The organism is Rhizobium sp. SG570 (assembly GCF_012275345.1).
Taxonomy (GTDB): domain Bacteria; phylum Pseudomonadota; class Alphaproteobacteria; order Rhizobiales; family Rhizobiaceae; genus Rhizobium; species Rhizobium lusitanum.
This window is the reverse complement of the sequence record NZ_JAAZQI010000008.1, coordinates 187,268-209,885: the sequence shown is the minus strand read 5'-3', so window position 1 is coordinate 209,885 and position 22,618 is coordinate 187,268. Positions and strand designations below refer to the sequence as shown.

25 protein-coding genes are annotated in these 22,618 nt (G+C 60.8%); 12 read left to right on the top strand and 13 right to left on the bottom strand.

Translation table 11 applies throughout. The annotated features are described in order from the left end of the window. Positions 1 to 2: 2 nt before the first annotated feature. On the bottom strand, positions 3 to 2,039 hold the full coding sequence (locus FHT28_RS17965; protein ID WP_168596946.1) for an ATP-binding protein: 2,037 nt from the start codon (positions 2,037 to 2,039) through the stop codon (positions 3 to 5). Between the two features lie 328 nt (positions 2,040 to 2,367). Between FHT28_RS17965 and FHT28_RS17960 the strand changes: the two genes are divergently transcribed. From FHT28_RS17960 to FHT28_RS17950, 3 genes are all read left to right on the top strand, one after another. Further along, entirely contained in the window at positions 2,368 to 4,161 is a 1,794-nt protein-coding gene (locus FHT28_RS17960; protein WP_037202671.1) for an acetolactate synthase 3 large subunit, read from the top strand. Between the two features lie 101 nt (positions 4,162 to 4,262). Further along, positions 4,263 to 4,835, top strand: coding sequence for an acetolactate synthase small subunit (ilvN, locus tag FHT28_RS17955; RefSeq protein ID WP_037202670.1), 573 nt, complete (start codon positions 4,263 to 4,265; stop codon positions 4,833 to 4,835). Between the two features lie 93 nt (positions 4,836 to 4,928). Further along, a complete protein-coding gene (locus FHT28_RS17950) occupies positions 4,929 to 5,963 on the top strand; it encodes a capsular biosynthesis protein (protein WP_168596945.1) in 1,035 nt (344 codons plus the stop codon). A gap of 2 nt (positions 5,964 to 5,965) precedes the next feature. Here the strand turns inward: FHT28_RS17950 and FHT28_RS17945 are convergent, their stop codons facing one another. After that, a complete protein-coding gene (locus tag FHT28_RS17945; protein ID WP_168596944.1) occupies positions 5,966 to 6,811 on the bottom strand; it encodes an aldo/keto reductase in 846 nt (281 codons plus the stop codon). Between the two features lie 219 nt (positions 6,812 to 7,030). Here FHT28_RS17945 and FHT28_RS17940 point away from each other — a divergent pair, with 219 nt between their 5' ends. After that, positions 7,031 to 7,624 (top strand): LysE family translocator, encoded by a 594-nt coding sequence (locus FHT28_RS17940; RefSeq protein WP_168596943.1) that lies wholly within the window; start codon positions 7,031 to 7,033, stop codon positions 7,622 to 7,624. On the opposite strand, the gene FHT28_RS17935 is transcribed toward FHT28_RS17940, so the two are convergent. Together FHT28_RS17935 and FHT28_RS17930 are read right to left on the bottom strand one after the other, a co-directional pair. Beyond that, a complete protein-coding gene (locus FHT28_RS17935; RefSeq protein WP_168597003.1) occupies positions 7,616 to 7,834 on the bottom strand; it encodes a DUF2269 family protein in 219 nt (72 codons plus the stop codon). The two genes, FHT28_RS17940 and FHT28_RS17935, sit on opposite strands and share 9 nt — an antisense overlap. A gap of 2 nt (positions 7,835 to 7,836) precedes the next feature. Then, complete coding sequence (locus FHT28_RS17930) at positions 7,837 to 9,126, bottom strand: SDR family oxidoreductase (protein ID WP_168596942.1); 1,290 nt, start codon at positions 9,124 to 9,126, stop codon at positions 7,837 to 7,839. A 137-nt stretch (positions 9,127 to 9,263) separates the two neighbouring features. On the opposite strand from FHT28_RS17930, the gene nthA reads away from it, so the two are divergent. Genes nthA through FHT28_RS17915 form a run of 3 tightly spaced genes read left to right on the top strand, consistent with a single transcriptional unit; the run spans position 9,264 to position 10,907 of the window. After that, positions 9,264 to 9,893, top strand: a complete 630-nt coding sequence (gene nthA, locus FHT28_RS17925) for a nitrile hydratase subunit alpha (protein ID WP_168596941.1) — start codon at positions 9,264 to 9,266, stop codon at positions 9,891 to 9,893. Next, on the top strand, positions 9,890 to 10,549 hold the full coding sequence (gene nthB / locus FHT28_RS17920) for a nitrile hydratase subunit beta (RefSeq protein WP_168596940.1): 660 nt from the start codon (positions 9,890 to 9,892) through the stop codon (positions 10,547 to 10,549). Before nthA ends, nthB begins: the two co-directional genes overlap by 4 nt. Before the next feature lie 31 nt (positions 10,550 to 10,580). Then, complete coding sequence (locus tag FHT28_RS17915; protein WP_246704892.1) at positions 10,581 to 10,907, top strand: nitrile hydratase accessory protein; 327 nt, start codon at positions 10,581 to 10,583, stop codon at positions 10,905 to 10,907. 71 nt (positions 10,908 to 10,978) lie between these two features. Here FHT28_RS17915 and FHT28_RS17910 read toward each other — a convergent pair whose 3' ends face one another. The 3 genes from FHT28_RS17910 to FHT28_RS17900 are packed head-to-tail and all read right to left on the bottom strand — an operon-like array spanning position 10,979 to position 12,697. Further along, entirely contained in the window at positions 10,979 to 11,782 is an 804-nt protein-coding gene (locus FHT28_RS17910; protein ID WP_168596939.1) for an anti-sigma factor, read from the bottom strand. Continuing rightward, positions 11,779 to 12,291: an RNA polymerase sigma factor gene (locus FHT28_RS17905; protein ID WP_168596938.1), complete on the bottom strand. Its 513-nt coding sequence runs from the start codon at positions 12,289 to 12,291 to the stop codon at positions 11,779 to 11,781. Before FHT28_RS17905 ends, FHT28_RS17910 begins: the two co-directional genes overlap by 4 nt. 25 nt (positions 12,292 to 12,316) lie before the next feature. Further along, positions 12,317 to 12,697: a hypothetical protein gene (locus FHT28_RS17900; RefSeq protein WP_168596937.1), complete on the bottom strand. Its 381-nt coding sequence runs from the start codon at positions 12,695 to 12,697 to the stop codon at positions 12,317 to 12,319. A 152-nt stretch (positions 12,698 to 12,849) separates the two neighbouring features. On the opposite strand from FHT28_RS17900, the gene FHT28_RS17895 reads away from it, so the two are divergent. Then, a complete protein-coding gene (locus FHT28_RS17895; protein ID WP_168596936.1) occupies positions 12,850 to 13,977 on the top strand; it encodes an ATP-dependent RecD-like DNA helicase in 1,128 nt (375 codons plus the stop codon). Between the two features lie 186 nt (positions 13,978 to 14,163). Beyond that, on the top strand, positions 14,164 to 14,916 hold the full coding sequence (locus FHT28_RS17890) for a pyridoxine 5'-phosphate synthase (protein ID WP_037202658.1): 753 nt from the start codon (positions 14,164 to 14,166) through the stop codon (positions 14,914 to 14,916). Between the two features lie 33 nt (positions 14,917 to 14,949). Here the strand turns inward: FHT28_RS17890 and FHT28_RS17885 are convergent, their stop codons facing one another. Next, on the bottom strand, positions 14,950 to 15,318 hold the full coding sequence (locus tag FHT28_RS17885; RefSeq protein ID WP_047558005.1) for a helix-turn-helix domain-containing protein: 369 nt from the start codon (positions 15,316 to 15,318) through the stop codon (positions 14,950 to 14,952). A 125-nt stretch (positions 15,319 to 15,443) separates the two neighbouring features. Here FHT28_RS17885 and FHT28_RS17880 point away from each other — a divergent pair, with 125 nt between their 5' ends. Further along, the gene (locus tag FHT28_RS17880) at positions 15,444 to 16,028 is read left to right on the top strand and encodes a glutathione binding-like protein (protein WP_168596935.1); all 585 of its coding nucleotides are present in this window, start codon (positions 15,444 to 15,446) and stop codon (positions 16,026 to 16,028) included. A gap of 306 nt (positions 16,029 to 16,334) precedes the next feature. Here the strand turns inward: FHT28_RS17880 and FHT28_RS17875 are convergent, their stop codons facing one another. Continuing rightward, positions 16,335 to 17,222, bottom strand: a complete 888-nt coding sequence (locus tag FHT28_RS17875; protein ID WP_168596934.1) for an SDR family oxidoreductase — start codon at positions 17,220 to 17,222, stop codon at positions 16,335 to 16,337. A gap of 138 nt (positions 17,223 to 17,360) precedes the next feature. On the opposite strand from FHT28_RS17875, the gene FHT28_RS17870 reads away from it, so the two are divergent. Next, positions 17,361 to 17,777, top strand: a complete 417-nt coding sequence (locus tag FHT28_RS17870; RefSeq protein ID WP_168596933.1) for a helix-turn-helix domain-containing protein — start codon at positions 17,361 to 17,363, stop codon at positions 17,775 to 17,777. Positions 17,778 to 17,785: 8 nt separating this feature from the next. After that, positions 17,786 to 19,033: an NAD(P)/FAD-dependent oxidoreductase gene (locus FHT28_RS17865; protein WP_168596932.1), complete on the top strand. Its 1,248-nt coding sequence runs from the start codon at positions 17,786 to 17,788 to the stop codon at positions 19,031 to 19,033. Here the strand turns inward: FHT28_RS17865 and FHT28_RS17860 are convergent, their stop codons facing one another. The 4 genes from FHT28_RS17860 to FHT28_RS17845 all read right to left on the bottom strand — a co-directional run bounded on the left by FHT28_RS17860 (position 19,034) and on the right by FHT28_RS17845 (position 22,557). Further along, positions 19,034 to 20,248, bottom strand: a complete 1,215-nt coding sequence (locus FHT28_RS17860; protein WP_168596931.1) for an MFS transporter — start codon at positions 20,246 to 20,248, stop codon at positions 19,034 to 19,036. Positions 20,249 to 20,307: 59 nt separating this feature from the next. Continuing rightward, positions 20,308 to 20,925, bottom strand: a complete 618-nt coding sequence (locus FHT28_RS17855; protein WP_113119325.1) for a TetR/AcrR family transcriptional regulator — start codon at positions 20,923 to 20,925, stop codon at positions 20,308 to 20,310. A gap of 111 nt (positions 20,926 to 21,036) precedes the next feature. Further along, a complete protein-coding gene (locus tag FHT28_RS17850) occupies positions 21,037 to 21,543 on the bottom strand; it encodes a GNAT family protein (RefSeq protein WP_047557989.1) in 507 nt (168 codons plus the stop codon). Between the two features lie 84 nt (positions 21,544 to 21,627). Beyond that, on the bottom strand, positions 21,628 to 22,557 hold the full coding sequence (locus tag FHT28_RS17845) for a helix-turn-helix domain-containing GNAT family N-acetyltransferase (protein WP_168596930.1): 930 nt from the start codon (positions 22,555 to 22,557) through the stop codon (positions 21,628 to 21,630). Positions 22,558 to 22,618: the final 61 nt, after the last annotated feature.

The following is a 22,618-nucleotide window of genomic DNA, read 5'->3' as shown; positions in this document are numbered from 1 at the left end:
GATCAATCCTTGTCGTAAAGACTGCTCAGCGGTTTCTTCAGGATACTGTCACGCAGCGAAAGGCCGGGCTCCCGCCGCAGGGACGGAGCGGGGTCTCTCGTCGGCATCGCGCGAGCGCCAGCCGTGTCGTCGCCACGGATTTCGCGGCGCAGTTCCGCGAGCTTGCTGTCGATCGATGTCTGCATGGAGGCCGCCGTCGGCGGCAGAGCGTCGGCGCGCGGCAGCATGTCCGGGCGATAGGGTTCAATCGATGGCAAGGTCGCCTCGATCAGGCGCCTTGCGGATTGTTCGATAGGGGCATCGCCAAGATCGTTCCTGATCTCAGGCATAACTTCACTCGCGGCATTGTAGCTCTGCTGCAGGGCGGAAATATCGGGAGCGGAGATCGAGCGCATGCGGCTGACAATGGTCCGCAGGTCGACGGTGTCAGGTGATTCCTCGCTGGCTTTCGCCACGCTGCCATTGGCTTTCGGCAGCAAATTCTCCGCCACGCGGGAAAAACGCATGCGCATCGGCACGGCAATGGCTTCGCCGAAGGCGATGGCTTCGCCGTTGCCTATGGATGACAGAAAGCTCGTCGTCGATATGGAGGAGTTCGGTATGGCCGAACGGATGATTTCCTGGTCGCGATCGTTGGCAAGGCGCATGGCGAACAGTGTCGAGCATTGCGACAGGATCGTCTGGTCGAGTTCGCCCGGACGCTGGGTGATGATGCCAAGCGAAACGCCGTATTTGCGTCCCTCCTTGGCGATGCGGGAAATGGCCTGCCGAGTGGGCAGGAAGCCGAGCGTCGGATCGGCGGGGATATAGCGATGCGCTTCCTCGCAGACGACGAGCATATGGATCGCGCCATCGCTCCAGAGCGTCAGCTCGAACGCCATGCGGCATAGGACTGACGCGACGGAATTGACGACTTCCGAAGGAATTCCGGCGAGCTGGAAGGTGCAAATCGGCTTACCATCGCCCGGAATGCGGAAGATCTCGGCAATGGTCTCCATGATCGTATCGGTGATCGTGTTGTTGGAGAACATGAAATTATAGCGCGGATCGTTGATTGCCGAGATGACGCGCATTTTCAGCGAGCGCAGGTGCGGCTTTTCCTGGCGCCCCTCCAGCCGTCCGATGCGTTCGTCGATGAGCGCCAGCAGGTCGGCCATGCGATAGGGAACCGGCGTATCCGCCGTCACCGATGCTTTTTCCGACTGGCGACGCATCAAGGTTGAATCGCTGCCGCGAAAGGCGCGTTTTGCCTCCGGAATGAGATCGCGCAGCGCATCGAGCTCTTCCGGTACCGCCGGACGGCCACGGAAGACGACTTCGCTGAATTCCTCGAGCCGCATCAGCCAGAAGGGCAGGTCGAGCGTATCGGTATCGATGACGACGGAGTGCCTCGGAAAGGCGGCGGCGAATTCGTTGTGCGGGTCGAGGATCAGCACCCGCAGCTTCGGATCGGCGCCGATTGCCTTATGCAGCAGAAGCGAGACGGCGGTCGATTTGCCGACGCCTGTGGAGCCGACCACGGCGAAATGTTTCGACAGCATCGACGGGATGTGAATGGCGGCATCGATGCTTTCGTCCTGCGTCAGCTTGCCGATGACGCAGCTGCTGTCCTTGCCGGCATCGAAAATACGCATCAGGTCGCTGGCGCGGATGCGATGCGCGATGGCGCCGAGATAAGGATAAGCGGAAATGCCGCTTGAGAATTCCTCGCGGCCATCGGGCTCGACACGGACTTCGCCCAGCAGCTCCACTTCGATACGGAAGAGGTTGTCCTGCTCTTCGCCCCAGCCGATATTGCTGGTGTTCATGGCGTAGACCATGGCTGCGACGCGATTGGCCCCGACGCTGATGGAGATCAGCTTGCCGACCGACCAAAGTTCCGTGAGATCGGTGCCGCCATTCTCGGCGACGGCGGCAATGGTCGCGCTGGAGCCGTTGCACGCGACAACGCGACCGAGAAAGCGATTTCCCGGCTTTAGTTTGTCGCGGCGATCAAAATCTCCAGCCTTGCCGGACGTCTGCAGATCATTATTGAGCAAACGGCTACCTCGAGCGTTAGATAGCGGAGCATAGGGTCGGCGGCTTAACAAAATCCTGTCGGCAAGCCATGCTTTTTACTTGGATCGGGAGAGGGCGCGATTTTTTATTGCTTGATGCGTTGACGCTTCGAAATTTTCTGTCTATCACTCGACCCCATGAAAATTTCGACGGTTCTTATCGTGGTGGGAAAGCGCATGGGCAGGATGGTGTAACCATCCGGCGACAGCCACCCATGCGCTAGACGACAGGCTCCCCAAGGAGCCTTTTTTTATGCCCGAAATCGAGATTTCATCTTTCCAAACCTCCAGCAGATAGCGGAACAAACGTATGACCGGCACAGATAATCAGGCGAGCGACAATCGAATGACAGGCGCGGAGATCGTGTTGCGGGCGCTCAAGGACAATGGCGTCGAACACATCTTCGGTTATCCGGGCGGCGCGGTGCTTCCGATCTACGACGAGATTTTCCAGCAGGACGATATCCAGCACATTCTCGTACGCCACGAGCAGGGCGCCGGTCATGCGGCCGAAGGTTATGCCCGCTCGACCGGCAAGGTCGGCGTCATGCTGGTCACCTCCGGTCCCGGCGCAACGAATGCGGTCACGCCGCTGCAGGACGCGCTGATGGACTCGATCCCGCTGGTCTGCCTGACCGGTCAGGTTCCGACCTCATTGATCGGCTCCGACGCTTTCCAGGAATGCGACACGGTCGGCATCACCAGGCCCTGCACCAAGCACAACTGGCTGGTCAAGGACGTCAACCAGCTCGCAGCCGTCATTCACGAAGCCTTCCGTATCGCGCAATCAGGCCGTCCAGGCCCGGTCGTCGTCGACATTCCGAAGGATGTCCAGTTCGCTACCGGCACCTACACGCCGCCGGAAGCGCATGATGTCCAGAAGAGCTATCAGCCCAAGGTTCAGGGCGATCTGAACAAGATCAACCAGGCCATCGAACTGATGAAGAATGCGCGCCAGCCGATCATCTATTCCGGCGGCGGCGTCGTCAATTCCGGCCCCGAAGCCTGCAAGCTGCTGCGGGAGCTGGTCGACTTGACCGGCTTCCCCATCACGTCGACCCTGATGGGCCTCGGCGCTTATCCGGCGTCCGGCAAGAACTGGCTCGGCATGCTGGGCATGCATGGTTCTTATGAGGCGAACATGGCGATGCATGATTGCGACGTCATGGTCTGTATCGGCGCGCGCTTCGACGACCGCATTACCGGCCGCCTGAACGCCTTCTCGCCGAATTCGAAGAAGATCCATATCGATATCGATCCGTCCTCGATCAACAAGAACGTTCGCGTCGATGTCGGCATTCTCGGCGATGTCGGCAATGTTCTCGAAGACATGGTTCGCCTGTGGCGGGCACTGCCACAGAAGCCTGCGGCGGATCGTCTTGGCGACTGGTGGGGGAACATCGCCCGCTGGCGCGCGCGCAATTCCTTCGCCTACAAGCCGAGCGACGATGTCATCATGCCGCAATATGCCATTCAGCGCCTCTACGAGCTGACCAAGCATCGCGATACCTACATCACGACCGAAGTCGGCCAGCATCAGATGTGGGCGGCGCAGTTCTATGGCTTCGAGGAGCCGAACCGCTGGATGACCTCGGGCGGCCTCGGCACCATGGGCTATGGCCTGCCGGCAGCGCTCGGCGTGCAGATCGCCCATCCGGAGAGCCTGGTCATCGATATTGCCGGCGATGCCTCGATCCAGATGTGCATTCAGGAAATGTCGGCGGCGATCCAGCACAACGCACCGATCAAGATCTTCATCCTGAACAACCAGTACATGGGCATGGTGCGCCAGTGGCAGCAGCTGCTGCACGGCAACCGCCTGTCGAATTCCTATACGGAAGCGATGCCCGATTTCGTCAAGCTGGCGGAAGCCTATGGCGCGGTCGGCCTGCGTTGCGAAAAGCCCGGCGATCTCGATGCGATGATCCAGGAGATGATCGACGTCGACAAGCCGGTCATTTTCGATTGCCGCGTTGCCAATCTCGCCAACTGCTTCCCGATGATCCCCTCGGGCAAGGCGCATAACGAGATGCTGCTGCCGGACGAAGCCACCGACGAAGCCGTCGCCAACGCCATCGACGCCAAGGGCCGTCAGCTGGTCTGATCGAATGGCCGGGGCGCGGCAGACGCCGCGTCCCGGACCGTCGAGCTTACCAATGTCGTGTTGGCATACCGAACAAGAACTGAGGAAACGGAACAAGGACAATGAACGCACACCTTCAACCCACGGGCTCCGCCTACTTCATCTCGCCGGAAACGGCGGCAGCGGAGAGCCACACGCTTTCGGTGCTTGTTGACAACGAGCCTGGCGTGCTTGCCCGCGTCATCGGCCTGTTCTCCGGTCGCGGTTACAACATCGAAAGCCTTACGGTTTCGGAGACCGAGCATCAGGCGCATCTGTCGCGGATCACCGTGGTAACGCGCGGCACGCCGCAGGTGCTGGAGCAGATCAAGGCGCAGCTTGAACGCATCGTTCCGGTTCACCGCGTCGTCGATCTCACGGTGCGCGCCCGCGAACTCGGCCAGGAGCGGCCGATCGAGCGCGAAGTGGCGCTGCTGAAGGTGACCGGAAGCGGGGAGCTGCGTGCCGAAACATTGCGGCTGGCAGACGCCTTCCACGCCAAGGTAGTGGATGCGACCGTCGAGCACTTCATTCTCGAGATCACCGGCAAGTCGTCGAAGATCGATCAGTTTATCGCCATCATCAAGCCGCTTGGTCTCATCGAGGTATGCCGTACGGGCATCGCGGCGATGAATCGCGGCCCGCAGGGTATGTGACACCTATCCGTCGTTGACCGGTTTGCGGGCGTCGCCTAGCCTTTGCGACGCTCGGGCCGGATCGATGGCCGCATTTGCAGCGGGGTAAGAAGGGTGGCATTCGTCGTCGGGGAAATTTTGCCTGATCTCGGCGAGAAGCATTGGCATCCGCCGGCCGGAATGCGCCTCGGCGCTACCTTCTTCGTGCGTAACGACTTCCCTTGGCTCGGTCACTATTTCGGTTCACAGAAGTTCGCATCCACCCTGTCGCCTGGCATAGGCGGCATCGTTTCCTGGGGTGGCCGCGTGCCGGCCAAGACGGCAGCGGCGATCGCCCGGTTTCGTCGGCTGCCGCACTGGCATCTGGAGGACGGCTTTCTTCGTTCCGTCGGCCTCGGCAAGGCCGGGACCATCCCGCTTTCCATCGTCATTGACGATCTCGGACTACCTGTCGATGCAAACACGTCGTCGCGGCTCGAGCGTCTGATCGAGGGCGCCGGCGAGGCGGGCGAGCTCGGCCGGGCCATTCGAGAGCAGATCGTTCTCAACAGGCTCTCGAAGTACAATCACCTGCCGCATCGGCCGCCCCAAGTCGAGCGGACGGGCAAGCGCCGCATTTTGTTGGTCGACCAGGTCGTCGGCGATGTCTCGGTTGGCAGGGCGCTCGGTTCGCAGGCCTCCTTTGAGCGGATGCTTGCCGATGGGCTGAAAAGCGGTGCGCAATGCCTGATCCGCACCCATCCCGATGTCATGGCGGGACTTCGTAAGGGATATCTTACGAATGACGCTGCCGCGAAGGGTGGGGCGGTACTGATCGATGATGCCGTTTCGGTGGCGTCGATCCTGGAGGTCGTCGACGAGGTCTGGACGGTTTCGAGCCAGTTCGGTTTCGATGCGCTGCTGCGCGGCATTCCGGTTCGCTGCTACGCGGCACCCTTCTATGCCGGCTGGGGTGTGACGCAGGATCATTTCGGCGTCTATACGAAAGCAGCGTTGGCAGGCAGGCGCACGAAGCTGCGATCCGTCGACCAGATCGCAGCTGCCGCCTTTTCGCTTTATCCGACCTATCGCGATCCGGCGGACTGGCGAGAGATCGCCGTCTTCCGGGCTATCGATCTGATCGTCGCGCAGCAGAGGGCGGCGGCCTGAGCCTACAGCATTTCCAATGACTTCTTTCGCGATGGCGGCGGAAACGCGGCATCGAGGACGGCCCAGTCCTCGTCGGTAATGTCGAGGTCTACGGAGCCACGATTTTCCTCGATGCGCTGCGGGTTCGAGGATTTCGGAATAGCTATCACGCCATCGCGGTCCAGCAGAAAGGCGATAGCGATCTGGGCAGGGGTGGCCTGGTAGGTCTTGGCGATGCGGATCAAATCCGGATGGTGGGTCAGCCGGCCCTGTTCGATAGGGGAATAGGCCATGATCGGGATGCTGCGTTCCTGGCACCAGGGCAGCAGATCATATTCGATGCCGCGCCGGGCAAGATTGTAGAGCACCTGGTTGGCGGCCACATTGCCGCCGTTCGGCACGCCTAGAAGCTCGTCCATATCGGCAACGTCGAAATTCGACACGCCCCAGGCTTCGATCTTGCCGACCGCTTTCAGGTCTTCGAAGGCTTCCACCGTCTCGGCAAGCGGATGATTTCCGCGCCAATGCAGCAGATAAAGATCGATGCGATCCGTCTTCAGGCGCTTCAGGCTGCGCTCGCAGGCTTCGATAGCACCTCTGAGGCTTGCATTGGCCGGATAGACCTTGCTGACCAGGAAAACCTCGTCGCGCCGCCCCTCGATCGCCTTGCCGACGATCTCCTCCGAGCCGCCATCGGCATACATCTCGGCAGTGTCGATCAGCGTCATACCGAGATCGAGTCCGATTTTCAGGCTGGCGATCTCATCACGGGCCTGGGCGGCATCGTCTCCCATGTTCCACGTTCCCTGACCGAGTGCGGGAACCGTGACACCGGAGGGTAGGGTGACGGTAGGAATGGGGTCTCGCATGGTATGTCCTCGCTGCAGAGAGCGGAAGGATAGTTTCATTCCGCCGGATTTCAATCGACACGGCTGATGTCACCGTGACAATCGCATTATGGCTTTCGGATTGCGCGCGAATTAGTGTCAGGCCAGACATGCGTCGCCATACTCGGCGTGCATGACAAGAATCACGAGAAAAAATTTTGGAGGCCGTTCTTGTCACAATACGGTGTCCGGGGAGGCTTTATGGCGCTGGATACATTTCTGGCTCTTCTTCTGTTCGCATTCACGACCTCGATCACGCCGGGGCCGAACAACATGATGCTGTTTACATCGGGCGTGAATTTCGGCTTTCGGCGCACCATCCCGCATATGCTCGGCATCGGCGTCGGCTTTTTCGTGCTGCTGATTGCCGTGGGGTTGGGATTGGGCGCGCTTCTGCATACCGTGCCGCTGCTCTATACCGCGCTGAAATTCGCCGGCGGGGCTTATCTCGTCTGGATTGCCTGGAAGATCGGCACGTCGCGCAGCCTCAGCGACCGCGAAAGCGGTGCCCAGCCTATGAGCTTCATGAGTGCCGCCGCCTTTCAATGGGTCAATCCCAAGGCCTGGGTGATGGCCGTCACCGCCATGGCGACCTACACCAATGAGCAGCTCTATCTCTTCAGCGTGCTGCTGGTCGGCCTGGCTTTTGCTGCTGTGAATGTTCCGAGCGTCTCGACCTGGGCCGGCTTCGGCTCGGCGCTGCGCGACTGGCTGTCCGATCCAGTTCGCCTCAAATGGTTCAACATAACGATGGCGGTGCTGCTCGTGCTCAGTCTCTGGCCGATGTTAAAATAGCGCTATGGACGGTTTATTGAGCATCAGCCAGAATATGCCGACTACGGAAAAAAATGCGGGAAAGCCGCAGGCGAACCAGACGCGGTAGAGCCGGTGATAGGGATCACCGGTGCGATGCGCCATGACCATGAAGAAGGCGATGCCCGCGCCTGTGCCAAAAAGCACGGTGGCGCCGACGACATGCGCGAGACGAAGAAATTCCTCCAGCAGCATCAGCGTTCCTCCAATACCGCAAGTGTGGCAACCGTCAGCAGGATCGACGGCAGGACTTTGACAAGCGGCCCGAGCGGATCGAGCCAAAGGGATGGTTCGAGTAAGGTGCCTCCGGCGAGATAGGCGAGCGTGACCGCGAGCATCCCGTATAACGCCGTGCGCGCGAACGGCCGCACCAGGATCAGCACGCCGAGGGCCATGTCGATGAAACAGGTTGCGATCGTCAGCGTCGTCGCCATGTCCTGAGACATAAAGGGCAGGAAATGCCGGCTTGCGGTGATCGGAGCCAGTATTGGCACAATTCCGGACACTATCCAGAACAGCGCCAGGCCAGCGATCATCAGGGGCTTCAGCAGGTAAAGACGGGCGGACCACACATCCTGAATGCCGGAAGGATTGGCGTCGAGTATCTCCGCCGCCGTCGTCAGACGCTGGCTGAGACGATGTTGCGCACTCCGACGGCTGAGAACACCTTCGGACATTACCGCCATAGCGGTGGAGCGGAGCGGAGAGCGCCATCCGAGCCGTCCGGCGATATCGGCAGCCCATGTGACCGGTCTTGCTAGGCCGGCCGGTATAGCTACGACTGGCACTGGCGCTAGGCCAAGCCAGTTTCGATGAAGTGTGACCAATTCGCGGAGCGTCAACACATCGTCGTTGGCAAGATCGATATCTGCGCCGGATGGAAATTGACCGGCGATTGCTTTTGAGACGGCCGCTGCGACATCATCGACCGAGATCGTTTCCATCGGGCTTTGGGCATGGATGAGCGGGAAGGCAAAGGGCATGGCGGCCAGCGCGCGCAACAGTGCCGTACCACCATGCGCATTACGGCCGAGAACAAGGGCGGGTCGGAGGATCACATGGTTGAGCCCGCTGGCCGCAAGTGCCTCATCGGCGTTGCGTTTTGTCGTCAGGAATGGTTGCTCCTTGCCGCCGCCATCGGTACGCGCGGAAATCTGCACGATGAGGTCGATCGCCGATTGTTTGGCTGCGACATAAAGGGCGTGCATCGCCCTTTCCTGTGTGGCGGCAAGATCGTCCGAAAGCCCGTCCTGAAGCGCGCCTGCACAATTGATAACGGCCTGATGACCGCTCAGCGGCACTTGCCAGTTCGAAGGATCTGTCATCGTCGCCAGATCGGCTTTGATCCAGGTGATCGAAGGATATTTGATCCGCGCCCGGCCGGGATTGCGGGCAAGACCCGTAACCAGATGCCCTTCCGCGTGCAATCGCGCCGCGACCGCTGAGCCGATGAAACCAGTTGCGCCGAGAATCAGAATGTTCATGACAGGCAGATTAGCCAAAAGCGCTAGCAAAGGCAGTGGGTTGCGGCATCCAGGCGCGGTTGCAACAATGAAGAAGATGCTTGGCGACCGTCTGGCTAAGGCTTAGACTCGAGTTCCATTCGACAGGGAGATCCATGATGCACGATCATGACGACCACCATCACCATGATCACGACAACAGCTATTCCGACATGCAGGCGCGCGTGAAAGCACTGGAAACGCTGCTGACGGAAAAGGGCCTGATCGATCCGGCGGCGATCGATCGCATCGTCGAAACCTATGAAACGAAGATCGGGCCGCGAAACGGGGCGCAGGTGGTGGCAAGGGCCTGGAGCGACCCCGCCTTTGCCGACTGGCTGCGGCGTGACGCGACTGCAGCGATTGCGAGCCTCGGTTTTACCGGCCGGCAGGGCGAGCATATGCGCGCGGTGTTCAATGCGCCGGATACGCACAATCTGGTCGTCTGCACGCTTTGCTCCTGCTACCCATGGTCCGTGCTCGGGTTGCCGCCGGTCTGGTACAAGGCGCCGGCCTATCGTTCGCGTGCGGTGATCGATCCGCGCAGCGTGCTGGCCGAATTCGGCCTGACGCTGCCGCAGGAAACGAAAATCCGTGTATGGGATTCGACGGCAGAGCTGCGCTATCTGGTCATCCCGCAGCGGCCCGCCGGCTCCGAACGTCTGGACGAGGCTGAATTGGCCGATCTCGTCAGCCGCGATGCCATGATCGGAACGGCGCTCGCCAGATCCCCGGAGGCAGCGATATGAACGGGCCGCATGATCTCGGCGGGCAAATGGGGTTCGGCCCGGTTGCGCCGGAACCGAACGAGCCGTATTTCCATGCCGAGTGGGAAAAACGCGCTCTTGGCATCACGCTGTCCTGTGGTGCCTTTGGGGCCTGGAGCATCGACGAGAGCCGGCATGCGCGCGAGAATATTCCGCCGGCCAACTATCTTGCCGCCAGCTACTACGAGATCTGGACCCGAGCCATCGACATGCTGCTGGAGCGGCATGGTTTCGCGACGGCCGAGGAGTTGCAAACCGGCCATTCTCTCCAGCGGGGTGCGGTGCCGAAGCGGGTTCTGAAGGCTGACATGGTCGATGCGGCGCTCAACAAAGGTGGCCCTTGCGATCGGCCTGTTGATTCCGCACCGCTCTTTGCCGTCGGCGAGCGCGTGCGCACCAGGAATTTCAATCCGACTGGCCACACAAGGCTGCCGCGTTATGCTCGCGCCAAGGCCGGCGTGGTCGAGGCCGTACAAGGCTCCTTCGTGTTCCCCGATGACAATGCCCATGGCCGGGGCGAGAATCCGCAATGGGTCTATACCGTTGTCTTCGACGCGCTGGAAATCTGGGGCGAGGGTGCCGATCCCTCGCTCACGGTCTCCATCGATGCCTGGGAGAGCTATCTTGAGCGCCTATGAGATCGTCTCGCCTCTGGCGCAATCGCCTGAAATGCCAAAGTCCGATGATGGCGCGCCGGTTTTTCCTGAGCCGTGGGCTGCCGAAGCTTTCGCCATGACCGTGCATCTGCATGAGAGAGGCTTGTTTGCCTGGAGTGAATGGGCGGAACGGCTTTCGGCCGAGCTGCACAAACCGGGCCGCGCGCCTGACGGCAGCGATTATTTCGATTGCTGGGTGGCGGCTCTCTCCGGCCTGCTGGTGGCGAAAGGCATTGCTGATGCGGACGTGATCGCCGAGCTGCAGAGAAGCTGGCAGCGGGCGGCGGAGGCCACGCCGCACGGCAAGCCGATCGTTCTGGAAAACGATCCGCAGCGCTAGAACAGTTCCAGGAAAAGTGCGCAGCGGTTTTCCGTTCGGAATTGCGTAAAAACAACTGCCTAAAGGTTGGTCTAGGACGAGAACTGCCTGTAGCACTCGTCGGCAACCTGCTGAAGCATCTCGCGGGAGATCTCGCCGGTCACGGTGTAGCCGAGACTGCCATCAATCCAGTAGAAGGTCTCGACATCTCCGCTGCTGGCAAAACGGAAGCTGGTCGTGGTATTTTCGGTATTGTGCCCGACGAGCACGGTCAGGCGCTGGCCGTTGGCATTTTCATACATGAACATGGCTCCCGGCGTGCCGTTGATCGGCAAGAGCCTGCCGCCGACGAGTTGGAAGCCAAGCACTTGCAGGCCCGGCACCTTGAGGCCGGCGACATTCATGCGTTTGCCGAGCCATGTGGCGAGATGCGCTTCCTGATCCGCGCCGACTTCGACGGGATGGCGCACCTCGCTGGCATAGACGATGAAGGCCGAATGCGCCTGCTGTGGCCATGCTTCCATGGCGGTCAATTGCAATTCAGGCCGCGCAAACAGATCCGGGCCGAAATGGCCTGCGGCAGCGCCGGCAAGGAAGAGCGTCAGCGCGGCTGCGACCACAGTCAAGCGGCGAAACCGATGCTGCGCTGCCTCGTTTTTCGGCGAAGTTTCCTTGCCTTTCGCGATCAGATCCGGATCGCCGTCCTTCGATATCGCATATGGTTGGAACAAGGCTTTGATGCCCTCGTTCTGGGCCTGCCATGCGGCGACCGCAGCGGCGTCTTCGGGGTTCTCGGTAAGCCATGCCTCCAGCTGCGCGTGTCTCTCCGGCGGCAGTAAACCATCGGCAAAGGCGTGGAGGTCTGCTTCGGTCACGGTCAGGTTGCGTTCGGTCATTTTGGTCTCCGAAGCGTAATGACATTGTCGGCGCTCAATAGGCTGGTCATCTTTTGGCGCGCGCGTGAGAGACGCGACATGACGGTCCCGATCGGGATATCAAGCATGCCGGCGACATCCTGATAGCTGTAGCCTTCGACGACGACGAGCATCAGTACCGCGCGATAGTCCTCGGCCAGGCTGTTGAGGGCCGCTTCCAGCTGCGACCGTTGCAGCGGGTCGTTGTCCGTCTCGGTCGCAGGCAAATGGCTGTTGTCGTCGATGTCGACGAAACTACGGTTGGCCTGTTGGCGCAATCCGTTGCGATAGAGATTGGTCATGATGGTGAGAACCCAGCCGCGCAGGTTCAGCCCGCGCCATTGGCCGCGCCGCACCAGCACTTTCTCCACGCAGTCCTGAAGCAAGTCCTCGCCGTCGGCGTCGGAACGGGCGAGGCTGCGCGAATAGCGTCGCAGCGAGGGGAGGAGCGCCAGCACCTCCGCCTCGAAACTATCGGGCGCGGAAGGCATTGCCGCCGCGCCCTTTCCGCTCCCGTCAGGGCTTTTCGACATCCCATACGCCCTTAAAACCATCGCCGGCGACGTCGCCGGACTTTGCATCCTTGACGAAGAAATAGAGCGGCATACCGTCCTTTGCCCACTGTTTCATCCCATCCTTGCGGGTGATGATGGAATATGCACCTTCCGCCTTGGCTTTGCCATCGGCCATGAGCGGCGGCCAGGCTTTCGCGCAATCACCGTTGCAATTGGACTCGCCCGACTTGTCGTTCTTGAAGGTGTATAGCGTCATGCCGTTTTCGCCGGCAAGAACCTTGCCCTTGGCGCTTTCGACTGTCTTTACCGGTGCTGCGGCGAAGGCGGCTGTGGCAAAGGCCGATGCCGCGGCGAGCGCAGCCAGGAATGTCACGGTCTTCATGATATCTCTCCTCGGGTGATGGACGGGTATTCGTCCAGGCCTCGCATTCTGCGCTGCCGGATGTGAGACACGCTCCGCCCCGATTTTATTCCCGCCCGCCAGGTGTTTTTTTACGGCTTGCTTCCTGACGCCGAATCCTGCCAAGTCGGCCCATGCAATTCGCGCCGCAACAAGACGAAGCGCTCAAGGCCGTGGCCAAATGGCTGAAGGAAGGGCGTTCACCGCTGTTTCGCCTGTTCGGCTATGCCGGCACGGGCAAGACGACGCTGGCGCGGCATTTTGCCGAGAATGTCGATGGCGAAGTTCTGTTTGCGGCCTTTACGGGCAAGGCGGCGCAAGTGCTGCGCTCGCGCGGGGCAAGCAACGCCAAGACAATCCATTCGCTCATCTATCGTCCGCGCGGCGAAGAGGCCGTCGAGGATGAGGAAACCGGCAAGACCTCGATCGCGCCGATGTTCACCATCAACCGGCAAAGCCCGGTCGCCAAGGCGGCGCTGATCATCGTCGACGAATGCTCGATGGTGGACGAGGCGCTCGGCAAGGATCTGATGAGCTTCGGCACGCCGATCCTCGTGCTCGGCGATCCCGGTCAGTTGCCGCCAATCTCCGGCGGCGGCTTCTTCACCAATGAGGAGCCGGATTATCTGCTGACGGATATTCACCGACAGGCCCGCGACAATCCGATCATCCAACTCGCCATGCATGTGCGCGAGGGCAAGGAGATCATGCATGGCAACTATGGCACGGCGCAGGTGATTTCGAAGAACGAGGTGACGCAGCCTTTGGTGATGGAGGCGGATCAGGTGCTTGTTGGCACCAACCGCACCCGCAAACGCTACAATCAGCGTCTGCGCGAGCTCAAGGGCTTTACGGCCGAGTATCCACAATCCGGCGATAAGCTCGTCTGCCTGCGCAACGATCCCGCCAAGGGCCTGCTCAACGGCTCACTCTGGCAGGTCATGACCTCATCCAGGGAAACGGCGAAACCGGGTATCAATCTTTTGGTGCGCCCGGAAGACGACGACATGGACAGGGGTGCCGCAAAGATCAAGCTGCTGAAGCAGGCCTTCGAGGATGTCGAGGGCGAGATCCCCTGGTCGACGCGCAAGCGATACGACGAGTTCGACTACGGCTATGCCCTGACGGTGCACAAGGCGCAGGGCTCGCAATGGAACAATGTCGTGCTGTTCGATGAGAGTTGGGCGTTCCGCGACACGCGCGAACGGTGGCTCTATACGGCCATCACCCGCGCCGCCGAGACGCTGACCATCGTCCGCTAGAACCGCTTTTTTTCTGTGCAAACCGCGATAGGGCCAGCCTCTGTCCGGGTGTCACTGGGCGGTGATAGACCGCCGAGCGCTTCATCAATCTTTTGCATGGGTCGATGTTCGAATCTCGTTGGTCTTGCTGTCCGCAATGGCATAAAACGTCGGTATTATCCTCTTCGAAGATCAGGGATTTCGATCATGCCTGCCAAGCTTTCCGTGAACCTCAACGCCATAGCCATGCTGCGCAACCGGCGTGACCTTCCCTGGCCGAGCGTCACGGGGCTCGGTCGTATCGCGCTTGCTGCCGGCGCCAGCGGCCTCACGGTGCATCCACGGCCCGATCAGCGGCATGTCCGCTTCTCCGACCTGCCCGAGATCCGGGCGCTGATCGATGACGAATTTCCGGAGGCGGAGTTCAACATCGAGGGCTATCCGAGCGACGAATTCTTCGATCTCTGTGCTTCGGCAGAGCCTGAGCAGGTGACGCTTGTGCCTGATGATCCCTCGCAGGCGACTTCGGATCACGGCTGGGATTTCCGCAAGAACCGCGATCTGCTGATCGACGTCGTTGCCAAGTACAAGAAGATCGGCTGCCGTGTGTCGTTGTTTGCCGATGGCGATGGCGATGCCGACGCCGTGAAAATTGCCAAGGAGGTCGGTGCCGATCGCATCGAGCTTTACACAGGTCCCTACGGCGGCTGCTACGACGCCCCGGAACGCGCTGCCGTCATTCTCGAAGCGCTCGGCAAAACAGCTGATGCCGCCTTCGCCAATGGCCTTGATGTCAATGCCGGCCACGATCTGACGGTTGCCAACCTGCCTGCGCTCCTCAAGCGGATTCCGAAACTTGCCGAAACGTCGATCGGCCACGGGCTGACCGCCGATGCGCTGGAATATGGCATGGCCGAAACGGTGCGGCGCTTCCGCCGGGCCTGCGGGCAAGCGGTTTAATCAGCGGCTGCAAGCATCGGGATCGCGGATCCATCAAAGCTGGCGAGCGTCGTAATGAAGGCGGTTGTCTTCGATCTGTCCTCGATGAGCTGCCGCCCAATCGGCGAGATGCCGCGCGGTTTCTGACAAGGAATGTCCGAGCGGTGTCAGCGTGTATTCGACCTGCGGCGGCGTGCTATCGCGAACGGTGCGTTCGACCATGCCGTCACGTTCGAGTGTCTTGAGTGTTCTCGTCAGCATTTGCTGCGAAATACCGCCCACCTGCCGCTTGATTGCATTGAAACGCTGTGAACCGGCGCGAAGCGTGACGACCACCTGGATCGTCCACTTGTCGCCGACGCGGCTGAGGATCTCGCTTACCCCCTTGCAGTCAGCTCCTGCGGGCGTGCCGGTCACATCCATCTGACCTGCTCCTAAAAATATGCTTTTGACGGTTACTTCTTGGTCTCATAAATGGCTGTGGTCAACATTGTAGACCTTATTTTCGACCCGGAAATGTCGAGATGGGGTCACCCGCGGAGACCACGATGAATCTCTTCTATTATCCCGCCGCCTGCAGCCTGGCCGATCACATAGCGCTCATCGAGGCCGGGCTTCCCTATAAGCTCCTCAGCATCAACCGCGAAAAAAGGACGGAAGATGGCCGGGATTTTCTGTCGATCAATCCGAAGGGCTATATCCCGACCCTCGAGATGAACGACGGAACGATCCTCACGGAGAACCAGATCATCCTCGCCTATATTGCGGAACAGAGCGGCAAACTTCTGCCCGACGATAGCATTCTCAGGTGGCGGACCTTCGAGGCGCTCGCCTTCATGTCCTCCGAAATCCATGGAACCTACAACCCATTCTTCAGGGATTTCCCAGAGCCGGAGAAGGAGCGCGCCCGCGAGAAGCTCAAGAAGGCCTTCGCCATTCTCGCCGATCAGATGGGCGACAAGGCATTCCTGGTGAGCAACGAGATGACGATCGCCGATTGCTATCTCTTCTGGGTCCTGATGGCCGCGCCGAGAAGCGGCATCGAGCTGCCGAAAAATCTGCGGAACTGCCTGGATCGCATGAAGGCGATGCCTTCCGTGATCCAGGCGCTCGCAGAGGAGGGATTGAGTTGACCGGGCGACAGTCCGAGCGAGCCGCGCATGCCCCGTTGCCGGGCGTACCCGTAACAGCGGTGCGTTTGGCTGGGAGGGGCGCCAGTGAACGAAGGGCCGCAAATGGCGCAAAATGGTCTTCAGGAGCGCCGGGAAACGGCTGGTGGTATTTCTTGTATGATACCGAACAGGTTCTCCGACGCGACGCGGTTAGAATTTGCGTCCAGAGCGTGAAAACTCCCTCGCCCCGCTTGCGGGGAGAGGGCTGGGGTGAGGGGCTATGCTTGAGGCTGCGGCAAAAAAGCCTTGCCTGGCCGCTCCAATAACTCAACCGAGCAATGCAGCCTTGTGTTCCTCGACGAAGCTGCGCAGAGTCTGTGGCTCCTTGCCGGTCAGCTTGTTGAAGTCGTTGGTGAGAATGTCGAATTTGCCGGCGCGGGCGTTGGCGTCGGCGGAGACGAGCATGTCGACCACGAATTTCGGCAGGCCGGCGCCGGTCAGGCCAGCGGCGAACTGCTCGTCGTTGACCTGTACGACTTCCAGAGGACGGCCGGTGATCTTGCTGACGACGCTTGCGACATCTTCGATCGTCAGGGATGTGGAGCCCGTCAGCGTATAGGTCGCGTTGTCGGTGGTGTCGGAGGCAAGTGCTGCAGCGATAGCGAGCGCGCAATCGTTGCGGCTGATGTTGCTGGTACGGCCGCCGCCGGTCGCTGTGTACCACTTGCCGACGGCAAGACTATGCGGCAAGCCCATCATATAGTTGTCGAAATACCAGGCGTCGCGCAGGATCGTGTAGCCGATACCGCTCGCCTTGATGGCATTTTCCGTGCCGAGATGGTCGGGTGCGAAGGAGACAAGCGAGTTTTCCGGAGCCGGCATGGAGGTATAAAGGATGTGTTTCACGCCAGCCTTCTTTGCAGCTTCGACGGCAGCCGTGTGCTGCTTCAGGCGCAGACCGGGAACGGCGAGTGCGTCGGTGCTGATGATCAGCAGGCGGTCGACGCCGGCAAAGGCGGCGGGCAGCGTGGCGGCATCGTCGAAATCGGCCTTGCGGGTGATGACGCCCTTGGCGGCGAGATCGGCAAGCTTCTCCGGGCTGCGTGTGGCAGCGATGATGCGGCCGGGGGCTACCTTATATGTCTCCAGCAGGTGATGAATGACGCGCTGGCCGAGCTGGCCTGCGGCACCGGTGACGAGAAGAGTGCTGCTCATGTCTTTATCCTTGTTTGACCGCCGCGCATTGCAAGGGTCTGGGTTGCTCTCAAAAAGAGACTAGCACTAGAATAGGAATTGACTTCTAGATGTAAAGGAGGCAGTTTTTCGGCTCCAAGTTACCAAAAGGGAACCGGCATGAGCGCCAGCACCGTCGTCAATCTGCGCAGCATAGATCCGCCGCTGCGCGACGTCGACCTCAGCAATCTCGATTTCAGCAATTGTCCTGTGCGCGATTTGATATCGCAGATCGGCGGCAAGTGGTCAGTGCTGTTGCTGGAAACGTTGGCAAAGCGGCCTTACCGCTTCGGCGAGTTACGCCGTCTGGTGCCCGATATTTCCCAGCGTATGTTGACGCAGACGCTACGGGACCTTCAGCGCGACGGCTATATCGACCGCGAGGTTTTCCCGACAAAGCCGCCGAGCGTCGAATACAGCATGACCGATCTCGGCCATTCGCTGTATCAGCCGCTGGCACAGCTTTTGAACTGGGCAGAGGCCAATCATGAGGCCGTGCGCGCAGCGCGCGCCCGTTTCGATCAATCGCCGGACTGAGCCTCGCAGTGAAGCCTTTGAAGATCGCCATTGTCGGCGCCGGGCCTGCCGGCCTTGCCGCCTCTCTCTTTCTCACGCGCGCCGGTCATATGACCGACATCATCGAACGCTTCGACAGCCCGGCGCCGGTCGGCTCGGCGCTGATGCTGCAGCCGACCGGATTGACCGTGCTTGAAACACTCGGGCTCGGCCCGGCCATCCACGCAACCGGCAACCGCATCGACCGCTTGTTCGGCACGGAAACCACCCGTGGCCGCACGGTCCTCGACGTGCGCTATAACGCGCTGCCGAGCGGGCGCTATGGGCTCGGCGTCCATCGTGCGGCTCTTTTCGATACGCTTTACGATGAAGTCTCTGCTCGGAGACACCCGATCTTCACGGGACAGAAGATCGTAGGCGTGATGGAAGAGGGTGATCGCAGCTATCTCTCTGTCGAGGGTGGAGAGCGTCTCGGACCATACGATCTTGTCATCGATGCCAGCGGCGCGCGGTCAGAGCTAGCAGCGGCTTTGCCGCGGGCGCCGCGGGCGCGCAATCTTGTCTATGGCGCCTTCTGGGCGACGCTCGATTGTCCGGATGGGCTCGTGGATCAGGCGGCGCTGACGCAGCGTTACGACAAGGCGAGCGTGATGATCGGGGTTCTGCCGATCGGCAGCAGAAAACCGGATATGCCGAAGCAGGCGGCTTTGTTCTGGAGCTTGAAGGTCGCCGATGTCGACGAAGTTCGCAGGCGCGGGCTCGATCGCTGGAAGCAGACTATCCGTGGTTACTGGCCTGAATGCGAGCCGTTGTTGGAGCAGGTGACGGATTGGGAGCAGTTGACGCTGGCGCGCTATGCGCACCGCACCGTGAAAGTACCCTATAACGGGCGAACGGTCTTCGTCGGCGATGCGGCTCACTCCACCAGCCCGCAACTCGGGCAGGGCGCCAACATGGCGCTGCTTGATGTGGCGGCGCTGGCGCATGCGCTTGCGAGCCATGACACGATAGAAACAGCACTTTCCGCCTATGCCGGAGCGCGACGGATGCATGTGCGGCTGTTTCAGCTGCTGTCGCTGGCATTCACGCCATTTTATCAGTCGGATTCGGCCGCTTTGGCCTGGATCCGGAATCGGCTGGTGGCGACCATCGCCAAGGTGCCCCCGGCGCCGCAGATCCTCGCGGCGATCGTTTCCGGCACCTTGGTCGATCCCTTTGCGGCCGCCGGCCTCAGCGAATGCGACTGGCTGCGGGCTTCCGCTCCTCAGCCGTCCTGATCACTTTTCCCGCTCGGTCAGGAAGGCGAGGAGCGCAATCACCGGGAAGGCGATGCCGAACCACGAGGCGAGATTCCAGCCACCGGCGGCATAGGCCCAGCCGCCGAGCGCCGAACCGATGGCGCCGCCGCCAAAGAAGGTTGCCATATAAAGGCCATTCAGCCGGCTGCGATGTTCGGCGCTCAGCGCGTAGATGGCGCGTTGGCCGAGGACAAGATTGGTCTGCACGCCGAAATCGAGCATGATGCCGGAGAGCGTCAGCGTGATCAGTGCCAGCAGCGAACCGCTGCCTGAGGCATGGCCGATAAAAAAGGCGACGATGGCGAGTGCCATGGCGAAGGCGGTGGCAAGTTTTGTCCAGCCACGATCGGCGACCCGGCCGGCAATCGGCGAGGCGACTGCGCCAGCCGCGCCGGCGAGCGCGAAGAGGGCAATGCCGTTCTGCGTCAGGCCGAAAGCGGGGCTGGCCAGCAAGAGCGGCGTCGTCGTCCAGAACAGGCTGAAGGCGCCGAACATGCAGGCCTGATAGAGCGCGCGCCGCTGCAGCACCGGCGTATGCAGGGCGAGGTGACCCATGGAGGAGAGCAGCTGACCGTAATGCAGCCTCGTATGCGGTACCCGGGTCGGCAGCACGACGCGCAGTATGACGGCGAGACCGATCATGATGGCGGCCGAGACGATATAGACGGCGTGCCACGAAAGGAGTTCTGACAGGAAGCTTGCCGCCGGGCGGGCCAGCATGATGCCGCAGAGCAGGCCGCTCATGACGTTACCGACGACCGCGCCGCGGCTGGCATCCGGCGCCATATGGGCTGCGAAGGGCACCAGGACCTGCACGGCGACAGATGCGAGGCCGATACAGAGCGAGGCGAGCAGGAACAGCGACGGCGACCAGGCGAGGGCGGCGCCGACAAGTGCAATCGCCGCAAGCGCTACCAGCGTCAGTACCAGCTTACGGTTCTCCAAAAGATCGCCGAGCGGCACGATCAGCAGCAGGCCGAGACCATAGCCGATCTGGGTCAGGGTCACGATCAGGCCGGTTGCCGCCGGAGAGAAGCCGAGCGACTGGCTGATGGGACCGGCCAGCGGCTGACCGTAATAAAGATTGGCAGCCACCAGTCCGCAGGCGGCGGCGAACATGAAGGTCATCAGCGGCGAAATGGTCTTCTCAGGGAGCGGCATGCTCTCGGTCCTGGCGGCGGCACTTGCAGTCATGGCTTTATTCCTTGATGGGGCGGGCAGGAGAGTGGGCTCCCCGAAATTCTAGCGAAAAATCAATCCAGCAGTTTCATGGTGACCTCGGCAACCGCGAGCATTGTTTCATGCTTACGGCCGGTCTTTCCGACTACGCGCATGCCTTTCGTGAGGCAGAGCATCGCGCAGGCGGCGCCCTCGGCATCGACATGCTGTGGTATGGAACCATCCGCTTGTCCGAGGTGGATCAGATCGAGGATACGCCGCTCGTCAAAATCGAAAGCGACGCCGACGCGGCCGGCGACCTCCTCGTCGAAGAGCGCGAGTTCTGTCGCGCTGCCGACGACGAGGCAGCCTCTTCTGCCGACCTCGCCGCACGAGGCTTCAGCGAAGAATGTCACCAATGCGCGCAGCTTCTCATAGCCGTTTGTGGCGCTCGCCAAAGACTCGTCGATCAGTTGCTGGCGCACATGACGATAGCGATCGAAAGCGGCCAGGAAGACGCCGCGTTTGTCGCCGAAAGCCTTGTAGACGCTGCCTGCGGTCAGCCCCATGGCCTCAGTCAATTCGCTGATCGAGGCGGCATAATAGCCGCGCTCCGAAAAGACCCGCAGTGCTTCGTCGAGCGCTGCGTTCATATCGAATTCCCTGGGGCGGCCGCGAAGTCTGGGCGCGATATCGATGGTGTCCGTTGTCATGCGACTCTTTTAGGAAATGATCGTTTCCAAATCAAGCGGATTTTTGCGTTGCAACAGAATTGTCGCTCACGATGGGCATCCTACGAAGGCAAATCGCGGGTTTCGTTGCCGCTATTGATAAATGATCGCCATATGGATCGCGTCCTTGTAGTGCCCGTCTATACGCACGGCTCTGCACGCAAGCCCTTCCCGGACAAAGCCGACCTTTTCGTAGAGCGCGATGGCCCGGCTGTTGTCGGCGTGGACGCTGAGTTCCACGCGTTCGATACCGGTATCGCGGGCAGCCTGCAATGTCGCTTCTATGAGCCTGCGGCCCAGACCCTGACCGCGATAGGACGGGATGATTCCCATTCCAAGATGACCTGCGTGGGCATGGGAAGGGAAAGTATGTCGGCTGATATCGCACCAGCCGACAACATCGCTGCCAGCCAAAGCAACGAATTGCGGATTGCCTTTCACGATCATGCCGAGCACGAAGGCACGCGTCTCTTCCAGCGGGAATGCTTCGAGCAATGTCAGGTACTTCCGCTCACGCGCTACGGTGTCGAGCGCCTTGTGAAAGCCTTCGATGTGCTCGCTGGCGATGGGCTGGATAAGGATATCGGCGCTGGCGATCATGGATGGATATCTCGATGCAAATCAGGGATGTATCGAGGATAGGGCTCAACCCTTACCCTGTCTATCTCCGCATCCGATCGATGCTCACAGGTCGAGCTCCCATGTCTGGCCGTTCAATTCCGGGCCGAACATACGATGCCTTTCCTCTGCGACGAGCCTGAATCCGGCTTTGACATAGATGCCGCGAGCGGTATGGAGGATGTCGTTGGTCCACAGCGAAAGTTTGTCATAGCCGGCATCGCGCGAGAAGCGGATGCATTCGTCGACCAGAAGCTTGCCGAGGCCGAGGCCGCGCGCCGCCTTGTCGACGTAGAGCAGCCGGAGCTTGGCGACACCATTGCCGCCGTCGGCGACCATGGCGGAGCCGACATTCAGGCCGCTCCGTTCGGCGATCCAGCACCGGTCCTTTGCCGGATTGAAGTTGGACAGGAACTTGCCCGCGACGTCGGCGACCAATGCCTCGAACCGATGATCCCAGCCGAATTCCTCGGTATAGAACCGCGCCTGACTTTGGACGATCCAGCCGATGTCACCGGGCCGCGGGGCGCGGATGATGGCAGGGGGCGCAGCGGCCTGGTCCGTGCCGAGCGTATCCTGGATCGTCCGCATCGCTTCGACGATGCGCTCGGGCTCGCCGATGGCAAGCCTGTCGAAATATCCCGCGATCTGGGTGCGGGAGCGGCGGACGAACTCCTCGAACTGAGCCTGCCCCTTATCGGTGACATTCATGATCTGGCTGCGCGCATCGCTCGGGTCGGGCTCCGTCTCGATGAGCCCTTCCTCGCGAAAGCGCTTTACGATGCGGCTGAGATAGGCGGGATCGAGATGTAGCTCGCGCGTCAGTGTCGAAGCGGCGACGCCACCGCGAGAGCCGACTTCGAACAGGACGCGCGCATCCGTCAGCGTATAGGGGCTATCGAGATAGGCCTTGTTCAGCACGCCGAGAAAGTTCGTGTAAAAGCGATTGAAGTCGCGGACGGCATCTATGGTCGCGAATTCTGCAGCAACAGTCATGGAACATCGTCTCCTCGGATATAAGAGACGATGTCCACCATCTATTGGACTGAGTCAAGTA

Bases quoted from the DNA above. Each gene is read 5' to 3' on its own strand.
- FHT28_RS17875 (WP_168596934.1), bottom strand. From the start codon at position 17,222: ATGAGCAGCACTCTTCTCGTCACCGGTGCCGCAGGCCAGCTCGGCCAG.
- FHT28_RS17845 (WP_168596930.1), bottom strand. From the start codon at position 22,557: ATGACTGTTGCTGCAGAATTCGCGACCATAGATGCCGTCCGCGACTTC.
- FHT28_RS17945 (WP_168596944.1), bottom strand. From the start codon at position 6,811: ATGCGAGACCCCATTCCTACCGTCACCCTACCCTCCGGTGTCACGGTT.
- FHT28_RS17870 (WP_168596933.1), top strand. From the start codon at position 17,361: ATGAGCGCCAGCACCGTCGTCAATCTGCGCAGCATAGATCCGCCGCTG.
- FHT28_RS17940 (WP_168596943.1), top strand. From the start codon at position 7,031: ATGGCGCTGGATACATTTCTGGCTCTTCTTCTGTTCGCATTCACGACC.
- FHT28_RS17860 (WP_168596931.1), bottom strand. From the start codon at position 20,248: ATGACTGCAAGTGCCGCCGCCAGGACCGAGAGCATGCCGCTCCCTGAG.
- ilvN (WP_037202670.1), top strand. From the start codon at position 4,263: ATGAACGCACACCTTCAACCCACGGGCTCCGCCTACTTCATCTCGCCG.
- FHT28_RS17895 (WP_168596936.1), top strand. From the start codon at position 12,850: ATGCAATTCGCGCCGCAACAAGACGAAGCGCTCAAGGCCGTGGCCAAA.
- FHT28_RS17855 (WP_113119325.1), bottom strand. From the start codon at position 20,925: ATGACAACGGACACCATCGATATCGCGCCCAGACTTCGCGGCCGCCCC.
- FHT28_RS17910 (WP_168596939.1), bottom strand. From the start codon at position 11,782: ATGACCGAACGCAACCTGACCGTGACCGAAGCAGACCTCCACGCCTTT.
- FHT28_RS17885 (WP_047558005.1), bottom strand. From the start codon at position 15,318: ATGGATGTGACCGGCACGCCCGCAGGAGCTGACTGCAAGGGGGTAAGC.
- nthB (WP_168596940.1), top strand. From the start codon at position 9,890: ATGAACGGGCCGCATGATCTCGGCGGGCAAATGGGGTTCGGCCCGGTT.
- FHT28_RS17890 (WP_037202658.1), top strand. From the start codon at position 14,164: ATGCCTGCCAAGCTTTCCGTGAACCTCAACGCCATAGCCATGCTGCGC.
- nthA (WP_168596941.1), top strand. From the start codon at position 9,264: ATGCACGATCATGACGACCACCATCACCATGATCACGACAACAGCTAT.
- FHT28_RS17850 (WP_047557989.1), bottom strand. From the start codon at position 21,543: ATGATCGCCAGCGCCGATATCCTTATCCAGCCCATCGCCAGCGAGCAC.
- FHT28_RS17905 (WP_168596938.1), bottom strand. From the start codon at position 12,291: ATGCCTTCCGCGCCCGATAGTTTCGAGGCGGAGGTGCTGGCGCTCCTC.
- FHT28_RS17915 (WP_246704892.1), top strand. From the start codon at position 10,581: ATGCCAAAGTCCGATGATGGCGCGCCGGTTTTTCCTGAGCCGTGGGCT.
- FHT28_RS17880 (WP_168596935.1), top strand. From the start codon at position 15,444: ATGAATCTCTTCTATTATCCCGCCGCCTGCAGCCTGGCCGATCACATA.
- FHT28_RS17960 (WP_037202671.1), top strand. From the start codon at position 2,368: ATGACCGGCACAGATAATCAGGCGAGCGACAATCGAATGACAGGCGCG.
- FHT28_RS17930 (WP_168596942.1), bottom strand. From the start codon at position 9,126: ATGAACATTCTGATTCTCGGCGCAACTGGTTTCATCGGCTCAGCGGTC.
- FHT28_RS17900 (WP_168596937.1), bottom strand. From the start codon at position 12,697: ATGAAGACCGTGACATTCCTGGCTGCGCTCGCCGCGGCATCGGCCTTT.